19 protein-coding genes and 1 pseudogene are annotated in these 17,830 nt (G+C 70.2%); 17 read left to right on the forward strand and 3 right to left on the reverse strand.

Going from position 1 to position 17,830, the window contains the following annotated elements; translation table 11 throughout:
• Positions 1 to 94 precede the first annotated feature (94 nt).
• Both EP26_RS12340 and EP26_RS12345 read left to right on the forward strand, forming a co-directional pair.
• On the forward strand, positions 95 to 2,020 hold the full coding sequence (locus EP26_RS12340; RefSeq protein WP_043338867.1) for a PhoX family protein: 1,926 nt from the start codon (positions 95 to 97) through the stop codon (positions 2,018 to 2,020).
• 96 nt (positions 2,021 to 2,116) lie between these two features.
• On the forward strand, positions 2,117 to 3,421 hold the full coding sequence (locus EP26_RS12345; protein ID WP_043338868.1) for a DUF2254 domain-containing protein: 1,305 nt from the start codon (positions 2,117 to 2,119) through the stop codon (positions 3,419 to 3,421).
• A 53-nt stretch (positions 3,422 to 3,474) separates the two neighbouring features.
• On the opposite strand, the gene EP26_RS12350 is transcribed toward EP26_RS12345, so the two are convergent.
• Positions 3,475 to 3,699, reverse strand: coding sequence for a hypothetical protein (locus EP26_RS12350; protein ID WP_043338870.1), 225 nt, complete (start codon positions 3,697 to 3,699; stop codon positions 3,475 to 3,477).
• A 143-nt stretch (positions 3,700 to 3,842) separates the two neighbouring features.
• On the opposite strand from EP26_RS12350, the gene EP26_RS12355 reads away from it, so the two are divergent.
• Genes EP26_RS12355 through EP26_RS12375 form a run of 5 tightly spaced genes read left to right on the forward strand, consistent with a single transcriptional unit; the run spans position 3,843 to position 8,768 of the window.
• On the forward strand, positions 3,843 to 4,979 hold the full coding sequence (locus EP26_RS12355; RefSeq protein ID WP_043338871.1) for an ABC transporter ATP-binding protein: 1,137 nt from the start codon (positions 3,843 to 3,845) through the stop codon (positions 4,977 to 4,979).
• On the forward strand, positions 4,976 to 5,857 hold the full coding sequence (locus EP26_RS12360) for a carbohydrate ABC transporter permease (RefSeq protein WP_043338872.1): 882 nt from the start codon (positions 4,976 to 4,978) through the stop codon (positions 5,855 to 5,857). Before EP26_RS12355 ends, EP26_RS12360 begins: the two co-directional genes overlap by 4 nt.
• Positions 5,854 to 6,663, forward strand: coding sequence for a carbohydrate ABC transporter permease (locus EP26_RS12365; protein WP_043338873.1), 810 nt, complete (start codon positions 5,854 to 5,856; stop codon positions 6,661 to 6,663). The genes EP26_RS12360 and EP26_RS12365 overlap by 4 nt, the downstream gene beginning before the upstream one ends.
• Before the next feature lie 15 nt (positions 6,664 to 6,678).
• Positions 6,679 to 7,959, forward strand: coding sequence for an ABC transporter substrate-binding protein (locus tag EP26_RS12370; RefSeq protein ID WP_043338875.1), 1,281 nt, complete (start codon positions 6,679 to 6,681; stop codon positions 7,957 to 7,959).
• Positions 7,959 to 8,768, forward strand: coding sequence for a metallophosphoesterase family protein (locus EP26_RS12375; RefSeq protein WP_043338905.1), 810 nt, complete (start codon positions 7,959 to 7,961; stop codon positions 8,766 to 8,768). The genes EP26_RS12370 and EP26_RS12375 overlap by 1 nt, the downstream gene beginning before the upstream one ends.
• Here the strand turns inward: EP26_RS12375 and EP26_RS12380 are convergent.
• On the reverse strand, positions 8,756 to 9,313 hold the full coding sequence (locus EP26_RS12380) for a phosphonate degradation HD-domain oxygenase (RefSeq protein ID WP_043338906.1): 558 nt from the start codon (positions 9,311 to 9,313) through the stop codon (positions 8,756 to 8,758). The two genes, EP26_RS12375 and EP26_RS12380, sit on opposite strands and share 13 nt — an antisense overlap.
• A 190-nt stretch (positions 9,314 to 9,503) precedes the next feature.
• Between EP26_RS12380 and EP26_RS12385 the strand changes: the two genes are divergently transcribed.
• The 10 genes and pseudogenes from EP26_RS12385 (at position 9,504) to EP26_RS37440 (ending at position 17,457) form a co-directional block, all read left to right on the forward strand.
• Positions 9,504 to 10,019, forward strand: coding sequence for a cupin domain-containing protein (locus EP26_RS12385; RefSeq protein ID WP_052389104.1), 516 nt, complete (start codon positions 9,504 to 9,506; stop codon positions 10,017 to 10,019).
• A 75-nt stretch (positions 10,020 to 10,094) separates the two neighbouring features.
• Positions 10,095 to 10,559: a (2Fe-2S)-binding protein gene (locus EP26_RS12390; protein WP_043338876.1), complete on the forward strand. Its 465-nt coding sequence runs from the start codon at positions 10,095 to 10,097 to the stop codon at positions 10,557 to 10,559.
• Between the two features lie 10 nt (positions 10,560 to 10,569).
• Positions 10,570 to 12,765: a xanthine dehydrogenase family protein molybdopterin-binding subunit gene (locus EP26_RS12395; RefSeq protein WP_043338877.1), complete on the forward strand. Its 2,196-nt coding sequence runs from the start codon at positions 10,570 to 10,572 to the stop codon at positions 12,763 to 12,765.
• Positions 12,743 to 13,003 (forward strand): c-type cytochrome, encoded by a 261-nt coding sequence (locus tag EP26_RS12400; protein WP_043338878.1) that lies wholly within the window; start codon positions 12,743 to 12,745, stop codon positions 13,001 to 13,003. Before EP26_RS12395 ends, EP26_RS12400 begins: the two co-directional genes overlap by 23 nt.
• Positions 13,000 to 14,220: an NAD(P)/FAD-dependent oxidoreductase gene (locus tag EP26_RS12405; RefSeq protein WP_157033511.1), complete on the forward strand. Its 1,221-nt coding sequence runs from the start codon at positions 13,000 to 13,002 to the stop codon at positions 14,218 to 14,220. Before EP26_RS12400 ends, EP26_RS12405 begins: the two co-directional genes overlap by 4 nt.
• Positions 14,207 to 14,617 carry a sulfur oxidation c-type cytochrome SoxX gene (soxX, locus tag EP26_RS12410; protein WP_043338879.1) on the forward strand — a complete coding sequence of 137 codons (411 nt, stop codon included), beginning with the start codon at positions 14,207 to 14,209 and terminating at the stop codon, positions 14,615 to 14,617. The genes EP26_RS12405 and soxX overlap by 14 nt, the downstream gene beginning before the upstream one ends.
• The gene (locus EP26_RS12415) at positions 14,583 to 15,044 is read left to right on the forward strand and encodes a SoxY-related AACIE arm protein (RefSeq protein WP_043338880.1); all 462 of its coding nucleotides are present in this window, start codon (positions 14,583 to 14,585) and stop codon (positions 15,042 to 15,044) included. Before soxX ends, EP26_RS12415 begins: the two co-directional genes overlap by 35 nt.
• A gap of 4 nt (positions 15,045 to 15,048) precedes the next feature.
• A complete protein-coding gene (gene soxZ, locus EP26_RS12420; RefSeq protein ID WP_043338881.1) occupies positions 15,049 to 15,369 on the forward strand; it encodes a thiosulfate oxidation carrier complex protein SoxZ in 321 nt (106 codons plus the stop codon).
• The gene (gene soxA, locus EP26_RS12425; protein ID WP_043338882.1) at positions 15,366 to 16,082 is read left to right on the forward strand and encodes a sulfur oxidation c-type cytochrome SoxA; all 717 of its coding nucleotides are present in this window, start codon (positions 15,366 to 15,368) and stop codon (positions 16,080 to 16,082) included. The genes soxZ and soxA overlap by 4 nt, the downstream gene beginning before the upstream one ends.
• Before the next feature lie 70 nt (positions 16,083 to 16,152).
• A pseudogene (locus EP26_RS37440) lies at positions 16,153 to 17,457 on the forward strand (NtaA/DmoA family FMN-dependent monooxygenase).
• A gap of 15 nt (positions 17,458 to 17,472) precedes the next feature.
• Here the strand turns inward: EP26_RS37440 and EP26_RS12435 are convergent.
• On the reverse strand, positions 17,473 to 17,830 hold a 358-nt coding region (locus tag EP26_RS12435), incomplete at its 5' end, for a DUF4214 domain-containing protein (RefSeq protein WP_157033513.1).

Consider the following 17,830-nt stretch of genomic DNA (forward strand, 5'->3'; position numbering starts at 1 on the left):
CATGGGAATGACGTAAAAGCTTCATCGAGGCGTCATTCTGCTTTCCCTGGCCGGGACTAGCTGAAGCGCCAGGATTGCAAGGGATAGAGACACCGTGCCGGACTTCATCGAGATCGAGGATATCGGCAGCAACCCGGCGCCGCGCGAGACCCTGGTGGAGATCGCGGAGCGCCGGCTCTCGCGCCGCGGGGTACTGGCCGGGGCGACGGCCGCCGCCGCAGCGCTGGCCGCCGCCGGGCCGGCCCTCGCCGAGGCGGCGGGGCCATCGAGCCTCGGCTTCGGCGAGCTCAGTCACCGGCTGAGCCAGCGTGACGCGGTGGCCGAGGGCTACGAGATCCAGACCGTGATCCGCTGGGGCGACCCGGTGCTGGCCGACGCCCCGCCCTTCGACCCGGCGGCGCAGACGGCCGCGGCCCAGGCGCAGCAATTCGGCTACAACAACGACTATCTCGACTTCTTCCCGCTGCCGCGCGGGTCGAGGGCGAGCGACCACGGGCTGCTGGTGGTCAACCACGAATATACCAACACCAACCTGATGTTCGCCGGGCTCGGCGCCGGCCGCGCCGCGGCGCAGAAGGCGAGCGCCGAGCAGGCGGCGGTGGAGCAGGCGGCGCATGGCCTCTCCGTCGTCGAGATCCGCCGGCAGGACGGGCGCTGGGCGCCGGTGCGGGACGGGCGGCTGAACCGGCGCATCACCGCCACGACGCCGATGCGGATCAGCGGCCCGGCGGCGGGGCATGACCGGCTGAAGACCAATGCCGACCCGACGGGCACGCGTGTGCTGGGCACGCTCAACAACTGCGCCGGCGGCAACACGCCCTGGGACACGGTCCTGACGGCGGAGGAGAATTTCAACGTCTATTTCGGCGGCGCGGCGGCGGAGACGGGGGCGCAGAGGGACCACTACAGGCGCTACGGCATCATCGCCCAGGCCAACTACGCCTGGCCGCGCTACGAGCCGCGCTTCGACCTCGACCGCGAGCCGAATGAGCCGAACCGCTTCGGCTGGGTGGTGGAATTCGATCCCTACGACCCGGCCTCGGTGCCGGTGAAGCGGACGGCGCTCGGGCATTTCAAGCACGAGGCTTGCACCCATGCGATCAGCGCGGACGGGCGCGTCGTCATCTACATGGGCGATGACGAGCGCTACGAGTATATCTACAAATTCGTCACGGCGCGGCCCTTCGTTGCGGGCGATGCCGCGGCCAACCGCGACCTGCTGGACGAGGGCACGCTGTATGTCGCCCGCTTCCAGGACGACGGCACGCTGGTCTGGCTGCCGCTGGTGCATGGCGAGGGGCCGCTGACAGCGGCGAATGGCTTCGCCTCGCAGGCCCATGTGCTGATCGAGACGCGGCGGGCGGCGGACCTGCTGGGTGCTACGCCGATGGACCGGCCGGAGGATGTGGAGCCGAACCCGGCGACGGGCCGCGTCTATGCCATGCTGACCAACAACGGCTCCCGCACGGCGCAGCGGCTGAACGCCGCCAACCCACGGCCGAGCAACGACCACGGGCATGTGGTGGAGATCACCCCGCCCGGCGCCGGGACGGGGCGCGTCGATCATGCGGCGGCGACGGGAAGGTGGGAAATCTTCCTCCTCGCCGGCAAGCCGGGCGTCGATGCGGGCGCGCGCTACCACCGGGCGACGAGCGACCAGGGCTGGCTCTCCTGCCCCGACAATTGCGCCTTCGACAAGCATGGGCGGATGTGGATCGCGACCGACGGCGCGCCGGCGGCGGCGGGCGTGGCGGATGGGCTCTATGCCGCAGATACCAGCGGCTATGGGCGGGCGCTGCCGCGGCTCTTCTACCAGGCGGCGACCGGGGCGGAAGTCTGCGGGCCGTGCTTCACGCCGGATGGGGAGACGATCTTCCTCGCCATCCAGCATCCCGGCGAGGACCCGGGCAGCAGCTTCGAGCGGCCGAGCACCCGCTGGCCGGACTTCCAGGAGGGCACGCCGCCGCGGCCTTCCGTCATCGCCATCACCCGGAAGGGCGGCGGCGAGATCGGGAGCTGAGGCGCGGGCGTCGTCCGTTCGCCGACGCGGTCCCTGGCCGCGTCGGGCCACCCCCCTCATAGTGGAGTGCGAAACGGGTCCGGGGACGAGGCGCCGATGACATCCAGGCTGCGCGGCTGGCTGGAGGGACTGGGCGATCTGTTCTGGCTGCGCCCTGCCTTCCTGGTAACCCTGGGCGTCCTGCTCGGCGAGCTGATGGCCAGGGCCGAGCGGGCCGGCATCGCGGGCGACTGGGCGAGTGCGGGCTGGATCTATGCCGGCGGCGAGGCCGGGGCCCGGGCCCTGCTCGGTGCCGTCGCCACCTCCACCATCGGGGTGGCCGGCACCGTATTCTCCATCACCGTCGCCGCGCTGTCGCTCGCCTCGGGCCAGATGGGGCCGCGCCTGCTGCGCCACTTCATCCGGGACCCGGGTAACCAGTGGGTGCTTGGCATCTTTCTCGGCACCTTCGCCTATGCCCTGATGCTGCTGCGCACGGTGCGCTCCGTTCAGGAACAGGCCTTCGTGCCGCATCTCGGCATCACCGGGGCGCTCGTGCTGGCGCTGCTCTGCGTCGGTGCCCTGGTCTGGTTCGTCCACCATGTCGCCAACAGCATCAACATCGATACCGTGATCGGCCTGGTCCATGCGGAGTTGATGGATGCCGTCACCAGCCTCGAGCAGGGCGAGGAGGCCGACAGGCCGGGTGTGGCGGCGACGGAAGCTGGTGTTCCAGCGGTGCCGCTGCGCTACCCGCGCGCCGGCTTCCTGCGCACCCTCGACGAGGATGCGCTTGCGGACTGGGCGGCCTCGTGCGGCGCCGTACTGCGGCTGCATGTCAGGACGGGCGATTACCTGTTCCCGGGGGCGGCGGTCGGCGAGGTTCTCCTCCCGCAAGGCCGGGCGCCGGCCGAGGCGAGCCGCTCGGCCGAGGAGGCCTTCGAGGCGGCGGCGCTGACCGGGGACCGGCAGGCGGCCGTGCAGGACCTAGAATTCGCCGTCCGTCAGATGGTGGAGGTCGCCGTTCGCGCCCTGTCGCCCGGCATCAACGACCCTTTCACCGCGATGGTGGTGCTGGACCGCCTCGGCGCGACGCTTTGCGAGGTTGCAATGCGGCGCATGCCCGCCCCTGTGCTGTGCCGCGGGGACCAGAGCGTGCTCCTGCGGCACGTCACCGATTACGACGGCCTCTGCGATGCCATGTTCCATATGATCCGTCAGAACAGCGGAGGCTCCTCAGCCGTACTGATCCGCATGGTGGACACCTTGCGGCGTGTGCATGAGGTGGAGCGGAATCCGAGGCGCCGCACCACCCTGCGCCGTCATGCCGGGCTGGTGCTCGCGCTGGGACGGATGGAAGTGAAGGATGCAGCGGGCCTTGCCGACCTGGAGGCGCGCGGAGCGCGGATGGCGGCGGCGTAAGGGGGGCGCCCTTTGTCGCCCCGCAATGCGGAAGCGGGCCTGGACAGGGAGTGCTACGGCTCCCGCTGCCAGTCGGCACCGTCGAGGCGGCGGTCGACCTGGTGCTTCGCCTCCTCGATGAGGATGGCGAGGCCGGCGGGCACCGTGTTGCGCAGGACCGCCCGCGGCTGGCCATCGGGCGGGTGGATGGCAACCGTCCAGCCCTGCGGCGCGGCGCCACGGGCGACCAGGCGATGGGCGCGGTAGAGGCTGGAGCGAGGCGGGGCTCGGCGGTCCATGCAGCATCCGTGATCCGACACGGAAAACTCATCCCATCCATGGGGCGGGTCAAGCCGGGCGACATGGATTTTTCACAAATCCGGAACGCCATTGTCATCGGAGCCCACTAGAGCCGCCCCGCAATCGAGACGAAGGGGCCGGCGTGGCAGGCATCACCATCACTGGAGTGGTCAAAGGATTTGGTGCCACGCCGGTGTTGCGGGGCGTGTCGCTCGCGGTCGAGCCCGGGGAATTCGTGGCGCTGGTCGGACCGTCGGGCTGCGGCAAGACGACGCTGATGCGCATCATCGCCGGGATTGAAACGGCGGATGCCGGCGAGATCGTGATCAACGAGCGAGCCGTGACGCGGCTCAGGCCGGCGGAGCGGGACATAGCGATGGTGTTCCAGTCCTATGCGCTCTACCCGCATCTGACGGTGCGGGAGAACATCGCCGTGCCGCTGGCGATGCGGCGGCTCTCGGTGCTGGAGCGGCTGCCGCTGCTCGGGCGGCTGCTGCCGGGGGCACGGAGGAAGCGGGCGTCGATCGGCGATGAGGTGCGTCGGGCGGCGGCGCCGCTGGGGCTCGAGCCGCTGCTGGACCGGCGGCCGGGGCAGCTTTCCGGCGGGCAGCGGCAGCGGGTGGCGCTGGCGCGGGCGGTGGTGCGCCGGCCGGCGGCCTTCCTGATGGACGAGCCGCTCTCCAACCTCGATGCGGCGCTGCGCGTGCAGACGCGGCGGGAGATCGTCGACATCCATCGGGCAGCGGGCGTCGCCACGCTCTATGTCACGCATGACCAGGCCGAGGCGCTGACCATGGCGGACAAGGTCGCCGTCATGATGGGCGGCGAGTTGCTGCAGGTGGCCACGCCTGAGGCGATCTATGCCGATCCGGCCGATCTGCGGGTCGCGGGCTTCATCGGCTCGCCGCGCATCAACACATTGGCGGCGGAAGCGGATGCAGAGGGGCGGGTGCGCGTCGCGGGGGTGCCTGCCGGCCTGCGGGCGGAGGCATGCGGGGCGCTGACGCTCGCCTTGCGGCCGGAGGCGCTGCGGCCGGCGGCGAAGGGATTGCCGGTGGCGATCGAGCATCTGGAATTCCTCGGCGACGGGCTGCTGCTGCATGCGCGGCATGTGCCGGATGGGGCGGCGCTGGTCGCCCGGCTGGAGCCGGAGGCGCGGGAGGGGTTGCAGCCGGGGGCGGCGCTCAGGCTCGGCTTCGCGCCGGGGCGGGCGCTGCTGTTCGGCGCCGATGGCCGGCGGGTGGCGGCGCGGGCGGATGCCGGGCTGGTGCCGGCGTGAAGCGGCTTGCCGGAGAGGCGTTGGCCGGGGCGCTGATGACGCTGCCGGCGGGCATCGCCTATCTGCTGCTGCTGCTCCTGCCGACGCTGGCGACGGTGCTGCTGGCCTTCACCGATTACGAGCTGGGGGCGACGGCGCTCGGCTGGATCGGGCTCGATAATTTCCGCGAGATGCTGGCGGACCGGGGCTTCGGCGTCTCGGTGCGGAACACGCTGGTCTATGTCGGGCTGGTGACGCCGGTCTCCATTCTCGGCGGCCTCGGGCTCGCCCTGCTGGTGGAGGCGGGGGCCAGGGGGCGGGCCTTCTTCCGGGCCGTGTTCTTCCTGCCCGTCGTCTCGCTTACGGTCGCCATGGCGGCGGCCTGGCAGTACCTGCTGCATCCGACCATCGGGCCGGTGAATGCGGCGCTGCGGGCAATGGGGGTGGGGACGCCCTTCTGGCTGTCCTCCTCCGATACCGTGCTGCTGAGCCTCGCCGCCATCGGCGTCTGGGAGAGCATCGGCTTCAACATGGTGCTGTTCATGGCGGGTCTCACCGCCATTCCGCGCGAGCTCTATGCCGCCGCCGAGGTGGATGGGGCGCGGGGCGGGTTCGACCGCTTCCGGCTGGTGACATGGCCGCTGCTCGGGCCGACGACGCTCTTCGTGCTGACCATCAGCATGATCCGCTCGCTCCGTGTCTTCGACACGGTGGCGGTGCTGACGCAGGGCGGGCCGAACAAGGCCTCCGAGGTGCTGCTCTTCACCATGTACCAGCAGGGCTTCACCTATCTGCGGCTCGGCTATTCGGCGGCGATCACTCTTGTCTTCCTCGCCGTGGTGCTGGCGCTGATGTGGGTGCAGACGCGGGTGCTGGACAAGCGGGTGCATTACGCATGAGGGCGCGGATCGCGGTGCTGGCGCTGCTCGGTGCGCTGGTGCTGATGCCCTATCTCTGGATGGTAGCGGCGAGCGTGAAGCCGGTGAGCGAGATCTTCCGCGCCTCGCTCTCGATCTGGCCGGAGCAATTCGCGGCGGCCGAGAATTACGGCAAGGTGCTGGCCCGCGTGCCGGTGCTGCACTACCTCTGGAACGGCGTCGTCGTCTGCGGCGGCATCCTCCTCTTCCAGCTGCTCTTCGCGGTGCCGGCGGGGTATGCGCTGGCGAAGCTGCGCTTCCCGGGGCGGGGGATCGCCTTCGGCGCGGTGATGCTCGGGCTGCTGGTGCCGCCGCATGTGCCGGCGCTGCCGCTCTATGTGGCGGCGAGCGGGATGGGGCTGCTCGACAGCTACACCGCGCTGATCGCGCCCTTCACCATCTCGGCCTTCGCCATCTTCCTGTTCCGCCAGTTCTTCAGTGCGCTGCCGGACGACCTGCTGCATGCGGCGCGGCTGGACGGGATGGGGGAATGGTCGATCGTCTGGCGCGTGGTGCTGCCCAATGCCTGGCCGGCGGCGACGGCCTTCGCCATCTTCTCCGTCGTCAGCCATTGGAACGACCTGTTCTGGCCGCTGATCGTCGTGCAGGGGCATGAGCATGCGACGCCGGCGCTCGGCGTCCTCTATTTCCGCTCTGAGGAAGCGGGCGACGATTTCGGCGCGATGATGGCGGCGGCCGTGCTGATGACGCTGCCGCTCGTCCTTGCCTTCCTGCTGGCGCAACGCCGCTTCGTGGAAGGCATCGCCACTACCGGACTCAAAGGCTGACAGAAGGAGACGATCATGGCCTTGCTCACTCGCCGCGCGGCATTCGCGCTCGGCACCATGGCGCTTGCCGCGCCGCGTATCGGCCGGGCGCAGGCGCCGGTTTCCATCACAGTGCATTACGCGCAGCCTTTCATCTACAAGGAGAGCTACGACGCGATCGCGGCGGTCTTCGCGAAGCGCGAGCCGAACATCCAGGTCGAGTTCGTCACCACGCCGAACTACGAGGAGGGCATGCAGCTCATCCTGCGGCAGCAGGCGGTGGGGCGGATGCCGGACCTCACCTATCAAGGCTTCAACCGGCTGCGGCTCTTCGCCGAGCGCGGCATCGCCCAGGATCTGATGCCGCTGCTGACGGCGGAGGGTGACCCGGCCTCGCTCGGCTATGCGCCGAACTTGCTGGCGCTCGGACATTTCGGCGGGTTCCAGGCGGGGCTGGCCTTCGCCGCTTCCAACCCCGTCTGCTTCTACAATGCGGATCTGGTGCGGCGTGCTGGCGGCGACCCGGACCGGATGCCGACGGACTGGGACGGGCATATCGCGCTTTCCCGCCGCATCAAGGCGCTCGGCGATGGGACGGAGGGCATGTTCTATCGCTGGATGGGCGATGACTGGATGTTCTCCGCCCTGCTCTTCGGCCATGGCGGACGGATGCTGACCGAGGATGAGCGCGATATCGGCTTCGCCGGGCGCGAGGGGCTGGAGAGCCTCAGGCTGATCGACCGCATGGTGAAGGAGGGCGGCATGCCCAATCTCACCACGGATGCGGCGCAGCAGGCCTTCGCCGCCGGCAAGCTCGGGATGATGTACTGGACGACGGCGGTGCTGCGCGGGGCAATCCAGCAGGTCGGCCGGAATTTCGAGCTGCGCACCGGGCCGATGCCGGTCATCGATGCCGAGAAGGGGCGGCTGCCGACCGGCGGCGCGGCGGGGATGCTGACGGCGAAGGACCCGGCGAAGCGCGAGGCGGCGTGGAAATTCCTCCGCTTCTCGACCAGCCCCGAGGGTACGGCGCTGATGGCGCGGAACACCGGCTACATCCCGATGAACCAGATCGCCATCGACGATCCACGCTGGCTCGGCGAGTTCTACCGCGACAATCCGCTCTACACGACGGCGGTGAAGCAGGTGCCGATCTCGATCCCGTGGTATGCCTTCCCCGGTGCCAACAGCGTGCGGGTGACGCAGGTGATCGTCGACAACACGGCGCGCATCGTGGAACAACGGGCGACGCCGGAGCAGGTCCTGCCCGAGATGGCGGCCGAGGTGCGCCGGCTGCTGCCACGGCGGGGAACCTGATGACCACCATCCTGCAAGTCTCGGACGCGCATCTCGCGCCTCGAAACGGGTTGTTTCGCGAGAACCTGGCGCGGCTGAGGGAGTGGGCGGAGGCGGCGAAGCCCGATCTGCTGATCGCCAGCGGCGACCTGTCGCTGGACGGGGCGGACCGGGAGGAGGATCTGGCCCTCGCGGTGGAGACGCTGCGGGGCTTTCCGGCGCCGCTGCTCGCCATCCCCGGCAACCACGATGTCGGCAGCCACCCGCGCACCATGCCGGCGCAGCCGGTGGATGCGGCGCGGCTCGAACGCTTTCGGCGCGTGGCGGGGCCGGACTGGTGGATGCGGGACGTGCCGGGCTGGCGGATCGTCGGCCTCGATACCGAGATCATGGGGACGGGCCTGCCGGACGAGGAGGTGCAGGCCGGCTTCATCGCCGAGGCGGCGGCGACGGAGCGGCGGATCGCGCTCTTCCTGCACAAGCCGGTCTTCATCACCGAGCCAGGGGATCCGACCTTCGATTACTGGTCGGTGCCGCCCCATGCGCGGGCGGCGCTGGCGCCGGTGCTGGAGCATCCCAGGCTGCGGCTGGTGGCCTCGGGGCATCTGCACCTGCATCACGGCTTCCAGCGAGGCGCGGTGCGCTATGCCTGGGCGCCGCCCGCCTCCTTCGTCGTCGATCCGCCGCAGGACGGGTTGCCGGGCGAGCGCTGCACCGGGGCGCTGCTGCACCGGCTGCTGGAGGACGAGGTGGAGACCGTTCTCGTCTCGCCCGAGGGGATGGAACTGCCTTGGCTCTCGGCGATCCGGGCGCAGACCTATCCGGGCTGACGGATGCAGGCGGCGACGTAGGGCATGAAGTGGGTGACGGGGGGTGTCTCGAGCCCCTTCACCTTGGCCTGCTCGTCGAAGCGGCGGAGCTGGACGGCAGCGTCCGCTTCAGGGATGGCGCGGAAGGCGGCGACTTCCTCGGCCGACATCGGGCCGCCTTGCAGCTCCAGACTGCGTACGGAATCCGGGGCGAGCTTGCCGAAATAGTCGCTCTCCGTCGCGCAGAGGTAGCGCTTGGCGGCGACATGGAGGCGGACGGGCTCCGTCACCTCCGGCCCGAACCAGCGGATGAGAAAGGCGTGGCCCATCGCCTCATGCTCGTCGTCGATGCCTTCGGCCGCAGGATTCTCGCCGAGGTCGTGAACCAGGTGGCCGATGTCGTGCATCAGCGCGGCGGCGATCAGCGCGGGCGGGCAGCCCTGCCGCTCCGCCAGCCAAGCGGATTGCAGCGCGTGCTGGCGCTGGTTGATCTCGGCGAGGCCGTACTGGCCGTCGGCCTTGAGCGTCAGCAGCTCCTCGATCCGGGCGAGGCGGGGGTCAGTCATGCGGGTACCCTGCGGTCTGCGATCGGGGCCGAAGATTATGGCGGGCCCGCCCATGCCGTACACGGGTGGGGCGGCTTCCAGGCTGATGTTTCATCGCATTGTCGCAATCGCCGGCCGGGACCGGCGCGGTTGACACCACCGGCGCGGGGATTACCGTCCATCGGTCCATCACACGCAAGGAGGCCAGGCCATGGCCCTGACGCTCGAGCAATTCGCCGCCGATTGCCACGCCGCCCTCAAGTCCCATCCCGGCACCGAGGGGCGGGTCGCGGTCTGCGAGCTGGTGCAGAAGGCCTTGCAGGACCGCGAATTCGTCGCCTCGATCCTGCCCGAGGGCACGCCGGAGCGGAAGGTCATCTATGAGGATCCGGAGCTCGGTTTCGCCATCCTCGCCCATGCCTATGTCGGGGCGAAGAGCAGCACGCCGCATGACCACGGCCCCTCCTGGGCGATCTACGGCCAGGCCGAGGGCGAGACGATCATGACTGACTACGAATGCCTCGCCCGCCCGACCGAGAGCACGCCTGGCAAGGCGAAGCCGGTGCGCGACTACTCGCTACAGCCAGGCGATGCCTATCTCTACGAGCCGGGCGAGCTGCACGCCCCCCGCCGCGACGGCCCGACCCGGCTGCTGCGGATCGAGGGCATGAACATGGACCGGGTGAAGCGCCTGCCTTATGTGGCGGTGACCGAAGCGGCGGCCTGACCGTCCCGTTGCAACATCCTGGCCCCGCGCCACCTCCCCCGCTAGGCTGATCGGCGAAAGCTGGGGGAGGGCGGGATGGCCAGGCTCAACATCAACGGGCGCGTCGTCGATATTGCGGTTGAGGACGACACGCCCCTCCTTTGGGCGATCCGCGAGCAGGTGGGGCTGACCGGGACCAAGTACGGCTGCGGCGTCGCCCAGTGCGGCGCCTGCACCGTGCATGTGGACGGCGTCGCCACCCGCTCCTGCTCGACGCCCGTCTCGGCCTTCGACGAGAACCAGAAGATCGTCACCATCGAGGGGCTCTCGCCCGATGGCAGCCACCCCCTGCAACGGGCCTGGGTGGCGCTCGACGTGCCGCAATGTGGCTACTGCCAGTCGGGGATGATCATGGCGGCCGCCGCCCTGCTCGCCGCCAATCCGAAGCCGAGCGATGCCGATATCCGCGGCGAGATCACCAATATCTGCCGCTGCGGCACCTATAACCGCGTCCAGGCCGCCATCAAGCAGGCGGCCGGCGGCAACCAGGCCAATGGCTGAGGGGGCGGGGATGAACCAGATCGCAAGCCTGAATCGCCGCGGCTTCCTCCAGGTCTCGGCGGCGCTCGGGGCCTTCACCCTCGGCATCCGCGTACCGGAGGCGGGCGCCCAAGGGGTCGCGCCTCAGGGGGCAGCGCAGGGCGCCACCTCACCCGAGGTCAATGCCTGGGTGGTGGTGAAGCCGGATGACAGCATCATCATCCGCATCGCCCGCTCGGAGATGGGCCAGGGCACGCTCACCGGCCTCGCCCAGCTCGTGGCCGAGGAGCTGAATGCCGATTGGTCGAAGGTTTCCACGGAATACCCGACCCCGGGGCAGAACCTGGCGCGCAATCGCGCTTGGGGGAACATGTCCACGGGTGGCAGCCGCGGCATCCGCGAGAGCCACGAGGTCGTGCGGAAGGGCGGTGCGGCGGCGCGGATGATGCTGGTGGAGGCCGCGGCCCGCGGCTGGGGCGTGCCCGTGACGGAGTGCCGGGCGGCGAACAGCACCATCACCCACACGCCCTCCGGCCGCACCACCACCTATGGCAAGGTCGCCGAGGCGGCGGCGCGGCTGACGCCGCCGACCGACATCCCGCTGCGCGACCCGAAGGACTGGACCATCGCCGGCAAGCCGCTGCCGCGGCTGGACACGGTGGACAAGACCAATGGCAAGCAGGTCTATGGCGCCGACCTGACGCTGCCGGGGATGCTGAATGCGGCCATCCGCGACTGCCCGGTCTTCGGCGGCAAGGTGGCGAGCTTCGACGCGGCCAAGGTCGCCGGGATGCCGGGGGTGAAGAAGGTCGTCCCGGTGGGTGAGACCGCCGTTGCGGTCGTCGCCGATACCTGGTGGCGGGCGAAGACGGCGCTCGATGCCCTGCCCATCACCTGGGACAACGGGCCGAACGCGCAGGTATCTTCCGCCAGCATCGCTGAGGTGTTGAAGGCGGGGTTGGAGGCGCCAGAGGCCGCCATCGGCAACCGCGCGGGCGATGCCAAGGCGGCCATCGCGGGCGCGGCGAAGCGGGTGGAGGCCACCTATGGCTACCCCTTCCAGAACCACGCGACGATGGAGCCGATGAACGCCACGGCGCTCTGGACGCCGGAGCGCTGCGAGGTCTGGACGCCGACACAGAATGGCGAGGCGGCGCTGGCCGCGGCCTCGGAAGCGGCGGGCCTGCCGCCCAACAAGTGCGAGGTGTACAAGATCCATCTCGGCGGCGGCTTCGGCCGGCGCGGTGCGGTGCATGACTGGGTGCGCCAGGCGGTCGACATCGCCAAGCAGATGCCCGGCACGCCGGTGAAGCTGCTCTGGTCGCGCGAGGAGGACATGATCCACGGGCGCTACCACCCGATCACCCAATGCAAGCTGACGGGCGCGCTGGACGCGCAGGGCAACCTGACGGGGCTTGCCATGCGCATCTCCGGCCAGTCGATCGTCGCCGGCATCTTCCCGCAGAACATCCGCGACGGGCGGGACCCGGTGGTGTTCCAGGGGCTCAGCCCGGGTGGCGAGGAGGGTGCCTTCGGCTATGCCATCCCGAACATCCTCATCGATCATGCGATGCGCAACCCGCATGTGCCGCCAGGCTTCTGGCGCGGGGTGAATCTCAACCAGAATGCAGTCTATGTAGAATGCTTCATGGACGAGCTGGCGCATGCGGCGGGCAAGGACCCGCTGGAGTTCCGGCGGGCTCTTCTGAAGAACAGTCCGAAGCACCTCGCTGTTCTGAACGCGGTCGCCGAGCGCGGCGGCTGGGGCCAGCCGGCGCCGGAGGGGCGGGCGCGCGGCCTCGCCCAGATCATGGGCTTCGGCAGCTATGTCGCGGCCTGCGCCGAGGTCTCGGTCAGCCCGGCAGGCGACCTGACAATCCACAAGATCACCGCTGCCACCGATCCGGGCCATGCGGTGAACCCGCAGCAGATCGCGGCGCAGGTGGAGGGCTCCTTCGTCTATGGGCTGAGCGCGGCGCTCCATGGCGAATGCACGGTGGCCGAGGGGCGGATCGAGCAGGAGAATTTCGACACCTATTCGGTGATGCGCATGGCGGAGATGCCGGCGGTGGAGGCGATCTTAATGCCCTCAGGCGGCTTCTGGGGCGGGGTCGGGGAGCCGACCATCGCCGTCGCGGCGCCGGCGGTGCTGAATGCGATCTTCGCCGCCACCGGCAAGCGGGTGCGGCAGCTGCCGCTGAAGCATGCGGATCTTCGCAGGGCTTAGCCTCCTGGCAGCGCTGCCGGCCGCGGCGGCGCCTCCGCCGGGGGCCTCCTCCTGTGCCGGCTGCCATGGCGGGGGCGGGATGCCGGCCCTCGCCGGGCAGCCGGTGGAGGCGATCGCCGGGGCGATGCTGGCCTACAAGGCGGGCCAGGGATCGCCCACGGTGATGGACCGCATCGCCCGCGGCTTCAGCGAGGAAGAAATCCGGGCCATCGCCGCCTGGGTCGCGGCGCCGCGATGAGGCGGCGGGCGCTGCTCGGCGCGGCGCTGCTGGCCGCGCCCGCCCTGGCGCAGGCGGCGCCGAAGGTGGTCGTTATCGGTGGCGGGTTTGGGGGCGCGACGGCGGCGCGGGCGTTGCATCGCCTCGGCGTCTCGGTGACGCTGGTGGAGCGGGACGCCACCTATCTCTCCTGTCCCTTCAGCAATGCCGTCATCGCCGGGCTCCGCGAGATGGAGGCGCAACGCTTCGGCTATGACGGGTTGCGGCGGGAGGGCATCGCCGTGGTGGTTCAGGCCGCACGAACCGTCGAGGAGCGGCGGGTGGTGCTGGCGGATGGCGCCACCCTCCCCTTCGACCGGCTGGTGATGGCGCCGGGGATCGCGTTGCATCCGGATGCCATCCCCGGCCTCGATACCGAGGCGATGCCGCATGCCTGGCGGGCCGGGCCGCAGACCCTGCTGCTGCGGCGGCAGCTCGAGGCGATGGAGGATGGCGGGCTGGTGGTGCTCTCGGCGCCGGCCAATCCCTACCGATGCCCGCCCGGCCCCTATGAGCGGGCGAGCCTCATCGCGCATTACCTCAAGACCCATAAGCCGCGGTCGAAGCTCATCCTGCTCGATGCCAAGGATGCCTTCTCCAAGCAGCGGCTGTTCGAAGAGGCCTGGGCGGCGCTCTATCCCGGCCTGCTGGAATGGGTGCCGCTCTCCTCGGGCGGCAAGGTGGTGGAGGTGGATGCGGCGGCGCGGGTGGTGCGGACCGAATTCGGCGAGCACCAGGCGGCGGTGGCCAATATCATCCCGCCGCAATCGGCCGGGCGGATCGCCCAGGCGGCGGGGCTCACGGATCGCAGCGGGTGGTGCGCAGTCGATCCGGTCAGCTTTGAATCGCGGCTGCGGCCGGGCATCCACCTGATCGGCGATGCGATCATCGCCGGCGCGATGCCGAAATCGGCTTTCGCCGCCAATGCCCAGGCACGGGTCTGCGCCGAGGCGGTGGCGGCGCTGCTGCGGGGCGAGGCCCCCGCCCCGCCGAAGCTCATCAACACCTGCTACAGCCTGTTGGAGCCGGGCTACGGCATTTCCATCGCGGGCGTCTACCAGCCGAAGGACGGGCTGCTGGCGGATGTGCCGGGGGCGGGCGGCGTCAGCAAGCCTGGTGCCCCGACGGCGGTGCGAGCGGCGGAGGCGGGGTATGCGGAGGACTGGTTCCGCACCGTCACGGCGGATGCCTTCGGTTAAAGCCGCGCTCCTGGTCCTGCTGCTGGCGGGCGGGGCGCGGGCGGAGGAGGGGATGCCTTCCCTCACCGGCGAGCCGGGCGATGCTGCACGGGGGCGGGTCATCGTCACCAGCCGGCAGCGGGGGCTGTGCCTGCTCTGCCACGCGGGGCCTTTCCCCGAGGAGCGGTTCCAGGGCGACCTGGCGCCGAGCCTGGCCGGCATCGGCGCCCGGCTGACGGAGGGGCAGTTGCGGCTGCGGCTCGTCGATGGGCGCCGGTTGAACCCGGAGACCATCATGCCCTCCTACTACCGCACCGAGGGGCTGGTCCGGGTCGGGCCGGCCTGGCAGGGGCGGCCGATCCTGGCCGCCGGGGAGATCGAAGATGTCGTCGCTTTCCTTGTCACGCTCAAGGATTGAACGCCGCGCGTTGGGCGCCGGGCTGCTCGCCGTCGTGCTGGCCCGGCCGGCGCGGGCGGAGCGGCCGGGGTTGCGCGAGGCGGTGCTCGGCTTCACCGGCGGGGCGGAGCCGGTGGAGGGCGGCGTCGCGCTCGACATCCCGCCGCTGGTCGAGAACGGGAATACCGTGCCGGTCACCATTGCCGTCGAGAGCGCGATGACGGAGACGGAGCATGTCCGTCGCATCGCGCTGTTCAACGAGCGCAATCCGCAGCCGCATGTCATCACCGCCCGGCTTGGGCCACGGGCCGGGCGGGCGCGGCTCTCGACGCGGATGCGGCTGGCGACCTCGCAGCGGTTGGTGGCGGTGGCGGAGATGAGCGACGGCAGCTTCCGCTCGGCGAGTGCGGAGGTGATCGTGACGCTCGCTGCCTGCGTGGAGGGCTGAGGCGATGGCGCGCGCGCTCATCAACCTGCCGCGTACCGCCCGGCGTGGCGAGGTGATCGAAATCCGCACGCTGATCCAGCATGTGATGGAGACGGGCTACCGACCGAGGGCGGATGGCAGCGTCGCGCCGCGGGACATCATCACGCACTTCACTTGCCTCTACAACAACGAGGAGGTGTTCTCGGTGGAGCTGGCGCCGGCGATCGCGGCCAATCCTTTCCTCAGCTTCAGCCTGGTGACGGCGGAGAGCGGCATCCTCGCCTTCACCTGGACGGGCGACAACGGCTTCGAGCAGACCGAGACGCGCAGCCTGACGGTGACATGAGACGGCTTGCGCTCGCCCTGCTGCTGCTCGGCGCCACGGCGGAGGCGCGCGAGTCCAGCTTCGCCCTGATGTCGCCGGAGACGCAGGCGATGCAGCGCGAGGACAGCGCGAACCCTGGCATGCTCTGGGTGGAAGAGGGCCGGGCGCTATGGGAAAGCGCAGGCTGCTCCGGCTGCCATGGCGATGTGGCGGGGATGCGAGGCGTCGCCGCGCGCTACCCGGCCTTCGATGGCGCGCCGATCGACCTCGCGGGGCGGATCGCGCAATGCCAGGAGGCGCGGCAGCATCGCATACCCTTCGCCCGGGACTCCGGAGAGGCGCTGGCGCTCGCGGCGCTGATCGGGCTGCAATCGCGCGGGATGCCGATCAGCCCGCCCGACGATCCGCGCTTGGCACCGGCGCTGGCCCGCGGCGAGGCGCTGTACCGCGAGCGGCGCGGGCAGCTCGATCTCTCCTGCGCGCAATGCCATGACGCCAATGCCGGGCGGCATTTGGCCGGCAGCTCGATCCCGGAGGCGCATCCGACCGGCTATCCGCTCTACCGGCTGGAATGGCAGGGCATGGGCTCGCTGCAACGGCGGCTCCGCAACTGCATGACGGGGGTGCGGTCGGAGCCCTATGCCTATGGCGCGCCCGAATACGTCGCCATCGAGCTGTTCCTGATGCGACGGGCGGCGGGAATGGCGCTGGAGACGCCGGCCGTGCGGCCTTGAGCCGCATCGCCCCGGCCCGCATAGTGGCGAGGGAGCGAATGCCAGCCGGCCCTGATGAAAGGCCTGCCGCATGACCAAGCCGCGCCGGAGGCATCTGGTCGCTTATCTGAAGACCGGGCCGACCGCCAACCACCCGGGCGCCTGGCGGCACCCGGCCTCGCCGCTGCACGACATCTTCGAGCCGGAGCGCTACGAGCACCTGGCGCGGGTGCTGGAGGCGGGGTCCTTCGATACCGACACCTCCGGCCTGCCGGACATCCATGGCGGCAATTTCGACGCCTATCTGCGGCTCGGCGGGCAGATCAGCTATTTCGACCCGCTCGCCATCCTGCCCCTCATGGCGCGGGTGACGCGGGTGACGCGGCATCTGGGGCTGGGCGCCACGCTCTCCACCACCTTCTCGACGCCCTACTACCTCGCGCGGACGCTAGCCTCGCTCGACATGCTGACGAAGGGGCGGGCGGCCTGGAATGTCGTCACCTCGGCGACCGACCTGGAGGCGCGGAATTTTGGGCTGGACGGCATCCCGCCCAAGCATCTCCGTTACGACCGCGGCGACGAGGTGCTGGAGGCCTGCTGCGCGCTCTGGGAAAGCTGAGACGAGGATGCGCTGGTGCTCGACAAGGCGGGCAACCGCTTCATCGACCCGGGCAAGGTCTGCTACACCAACTACGAGGGGAAGTATGTCTGCACGCGCGGGCCACTCAGCATCCCGCGCACGCCGCAGGTGTGGTCGGTCTTCCTCCAGGCCGACGCTTCCGACCGCGGGCGGGAATTCGCCGCGCGCTGGGCGGAGATGATCTTCTGCACGCCGCACAGCAAGGCGGACACCTTTGCCTTTCACGACAACATCAAGGCGCGGATGGCGAAGTACGGGCGGCCGCCGGAGGCCTGCAAGATGCTGCCATCCTTCGCCGTCGTGGCCGGGGAGACGGAGGCTATCGCACGGGAGCGGCATGCCTACCTGCAATCGCTGATCGAGCCGGAGGCGCAGCTGATGCTGAACTCCTCGCTGCTCGGCGCCGACCTCTCGCGGCACCGGACGGCGGAGGAGGTGGCGCGGGCGCAGGGCAACCAGGGCATCTCCGGCTCGCATGACCGCGTGCTGCAGCTGATGGAGCAGGAGCGGCTGAGCTTCGCCGAGGCGGCCAGCAAGCCGCGCGACCTGCTGGTCGGTACGCCGGCGGCGATCGCCGGCCAGCTGGAGGACTACTTCACCGGCGGAACCTGCGACGGCTTCATCATCTGGCTGACCGTCTCGCCGGGGATGCTGGAGGAGTTCTGCCGGCTGGTGGTGCCGGAGCTGCAGCGGCGCGGGCTGTTCCGCACGGAGTATCGCGGGGCGACGCTTCGGGAGAAGCTGCGGGCGCCGTGAGGGGGCGGTAGTCCATCAAGCGAAGGCGATGCCGCCTTCGATGACGGGCAGGGTTTTGTTGATGAACTCGCCGCTGTCGGCGAAAAGCTGGAGCAACTCGACCCGGCTATGGCCCGCGTTCATGTAGCCGAGCCAGGCATCGTAGCCGCCCTGATCCGGCTCGCGGCCGAGCGTGTTCTCGTAGAGCAGCCTGACATAGCCGGCATTGTCGACGCTCGGGTATCGGGCCTGGAACTCGACGCTGGCGGGGAAGGCCGCCGCCAGGTCGGAGGCGGAGTGGCCAGCCTTCACGTAGCTGGTCCAGGCCTGCCAACCACCCGCATCCGGCGCCCGCCCGAGCGCGGCATAGTACAGGCGCGCCACCCCCGCCCCG

The organism is Belnapia moabensis DSM 16746 (assembly GCF_000745835.1).
GTDB lineage: Bacteria > Pseudomonadota > Alphaproteobacteria > Acetobacterales > Acetobacteraceae > Belnapia > Belnapia moabensis.

Bases quoted from the DNA above. Each gene is read 5' to 3' on its own strand.
- EP26_RS12370 (WP_043338875.1), top strand. From the start codon at position 6,679: ATGGCCTTGCTCACTCGCCGCGCGGCATTCGCGCTCGGCACCATGGCG.
- EP26_RS12405 (WP_157033511.1), top strand. From the start codon at position 13,000: ATGAGGCGGCGGGCGCTGCTCGGCGCGGCGCTGCTGGCCGCGCCCGCC.
- EP26_RS12375 (WP_043338905.1), top strand. From the start codon at position 7,959: ATGACCACCATCCTGCAAGTCTCGGACGCGCATCTCGCGCCTCGAAAC.
- soxA (WP_043338882.1), top strand. From the start codon at position 15,366: ATGAGACGGCTTGCGCTCGCCCTGCTGCTGCTCGGCGCCACGGCGGAG.
- EP26_RS12365 (WP_043338873.1), top strand. From the start codon at position 5,854: ATGAGGGCGCGGATCGCGGTGCTGGCGCTGCTCGGTGCGCTGGTGCTG.
- EP26_RS12400 (WP_043338878.1), top strand. From the start codon at position 12,743: ATGCGGATCTTCGCAGGGCTTAGCCTCCTGGCAGCGCTGCCGGCCGCG.
- EP26_RS12390 (WP_043338876.1), top strand. From the start codon at position 10,095: ATGGCCAGGCTCAACATCAACGGGCGCGTCGTCGATATTGCGGTTGAG.
- EP26_RS12415 (WP_043338880.1), top strand. From the start codon at position 14,583: ATGTCGTCGCTTTCCTTGTCACGCTCAAGGATTGAACGCCGCGCGTTG.
- EP26_RS12395 (WP_043338877.1), top strand. From the start codon at position 10,570: ATGAACCAGATCGCAAGCCTGAATCGCCGCGGCTTCCTCCAGGTCTCG.
- soxZ (WP_043338881.1), top strand. From the start codon at position 15,049: ATGGCGCGCGCGCTCATCAACCTGCCGCGTACCGCCCGGCGTGGCGAG.
- EP26_RS12350 (WP_043338870.1), bottom strand. From the start codon at position 3,699: ATGGACCGCCGAGCCCCGCCTCGCTCCAGCCTCTACCGCGCCCATCGC.
- EP26_RS12380 (WP_043338906.1), bottom strand. From the start codon at position 9,313: ATGACTGACCCCCGCCTCGCCCGGATCGAGGAGCTGCTGACGCTCAAG.
- EP26_RS12385 (WP_052389104.1), top strand. From the start codon at position 9,504: ATGGCCCTGACGCTCGAGCAATTCGCCGCCGATTGCCACGCCGCCCTC.
- EP26_RS12345 (WP_043338868.1), top strand. From the start codon at position 2,117: ATGACATCCAGGCTGCGCGGCTGGCTGGAGGGACTGGGCGATCTGTTC.
- soxX (WP_043338879.1), top strand. From the start codon at position 14,207: ATGCCTTCGGTTAAAGCCGCGCTCCTGGTCCTGCTGCTGGCGGGCGGG.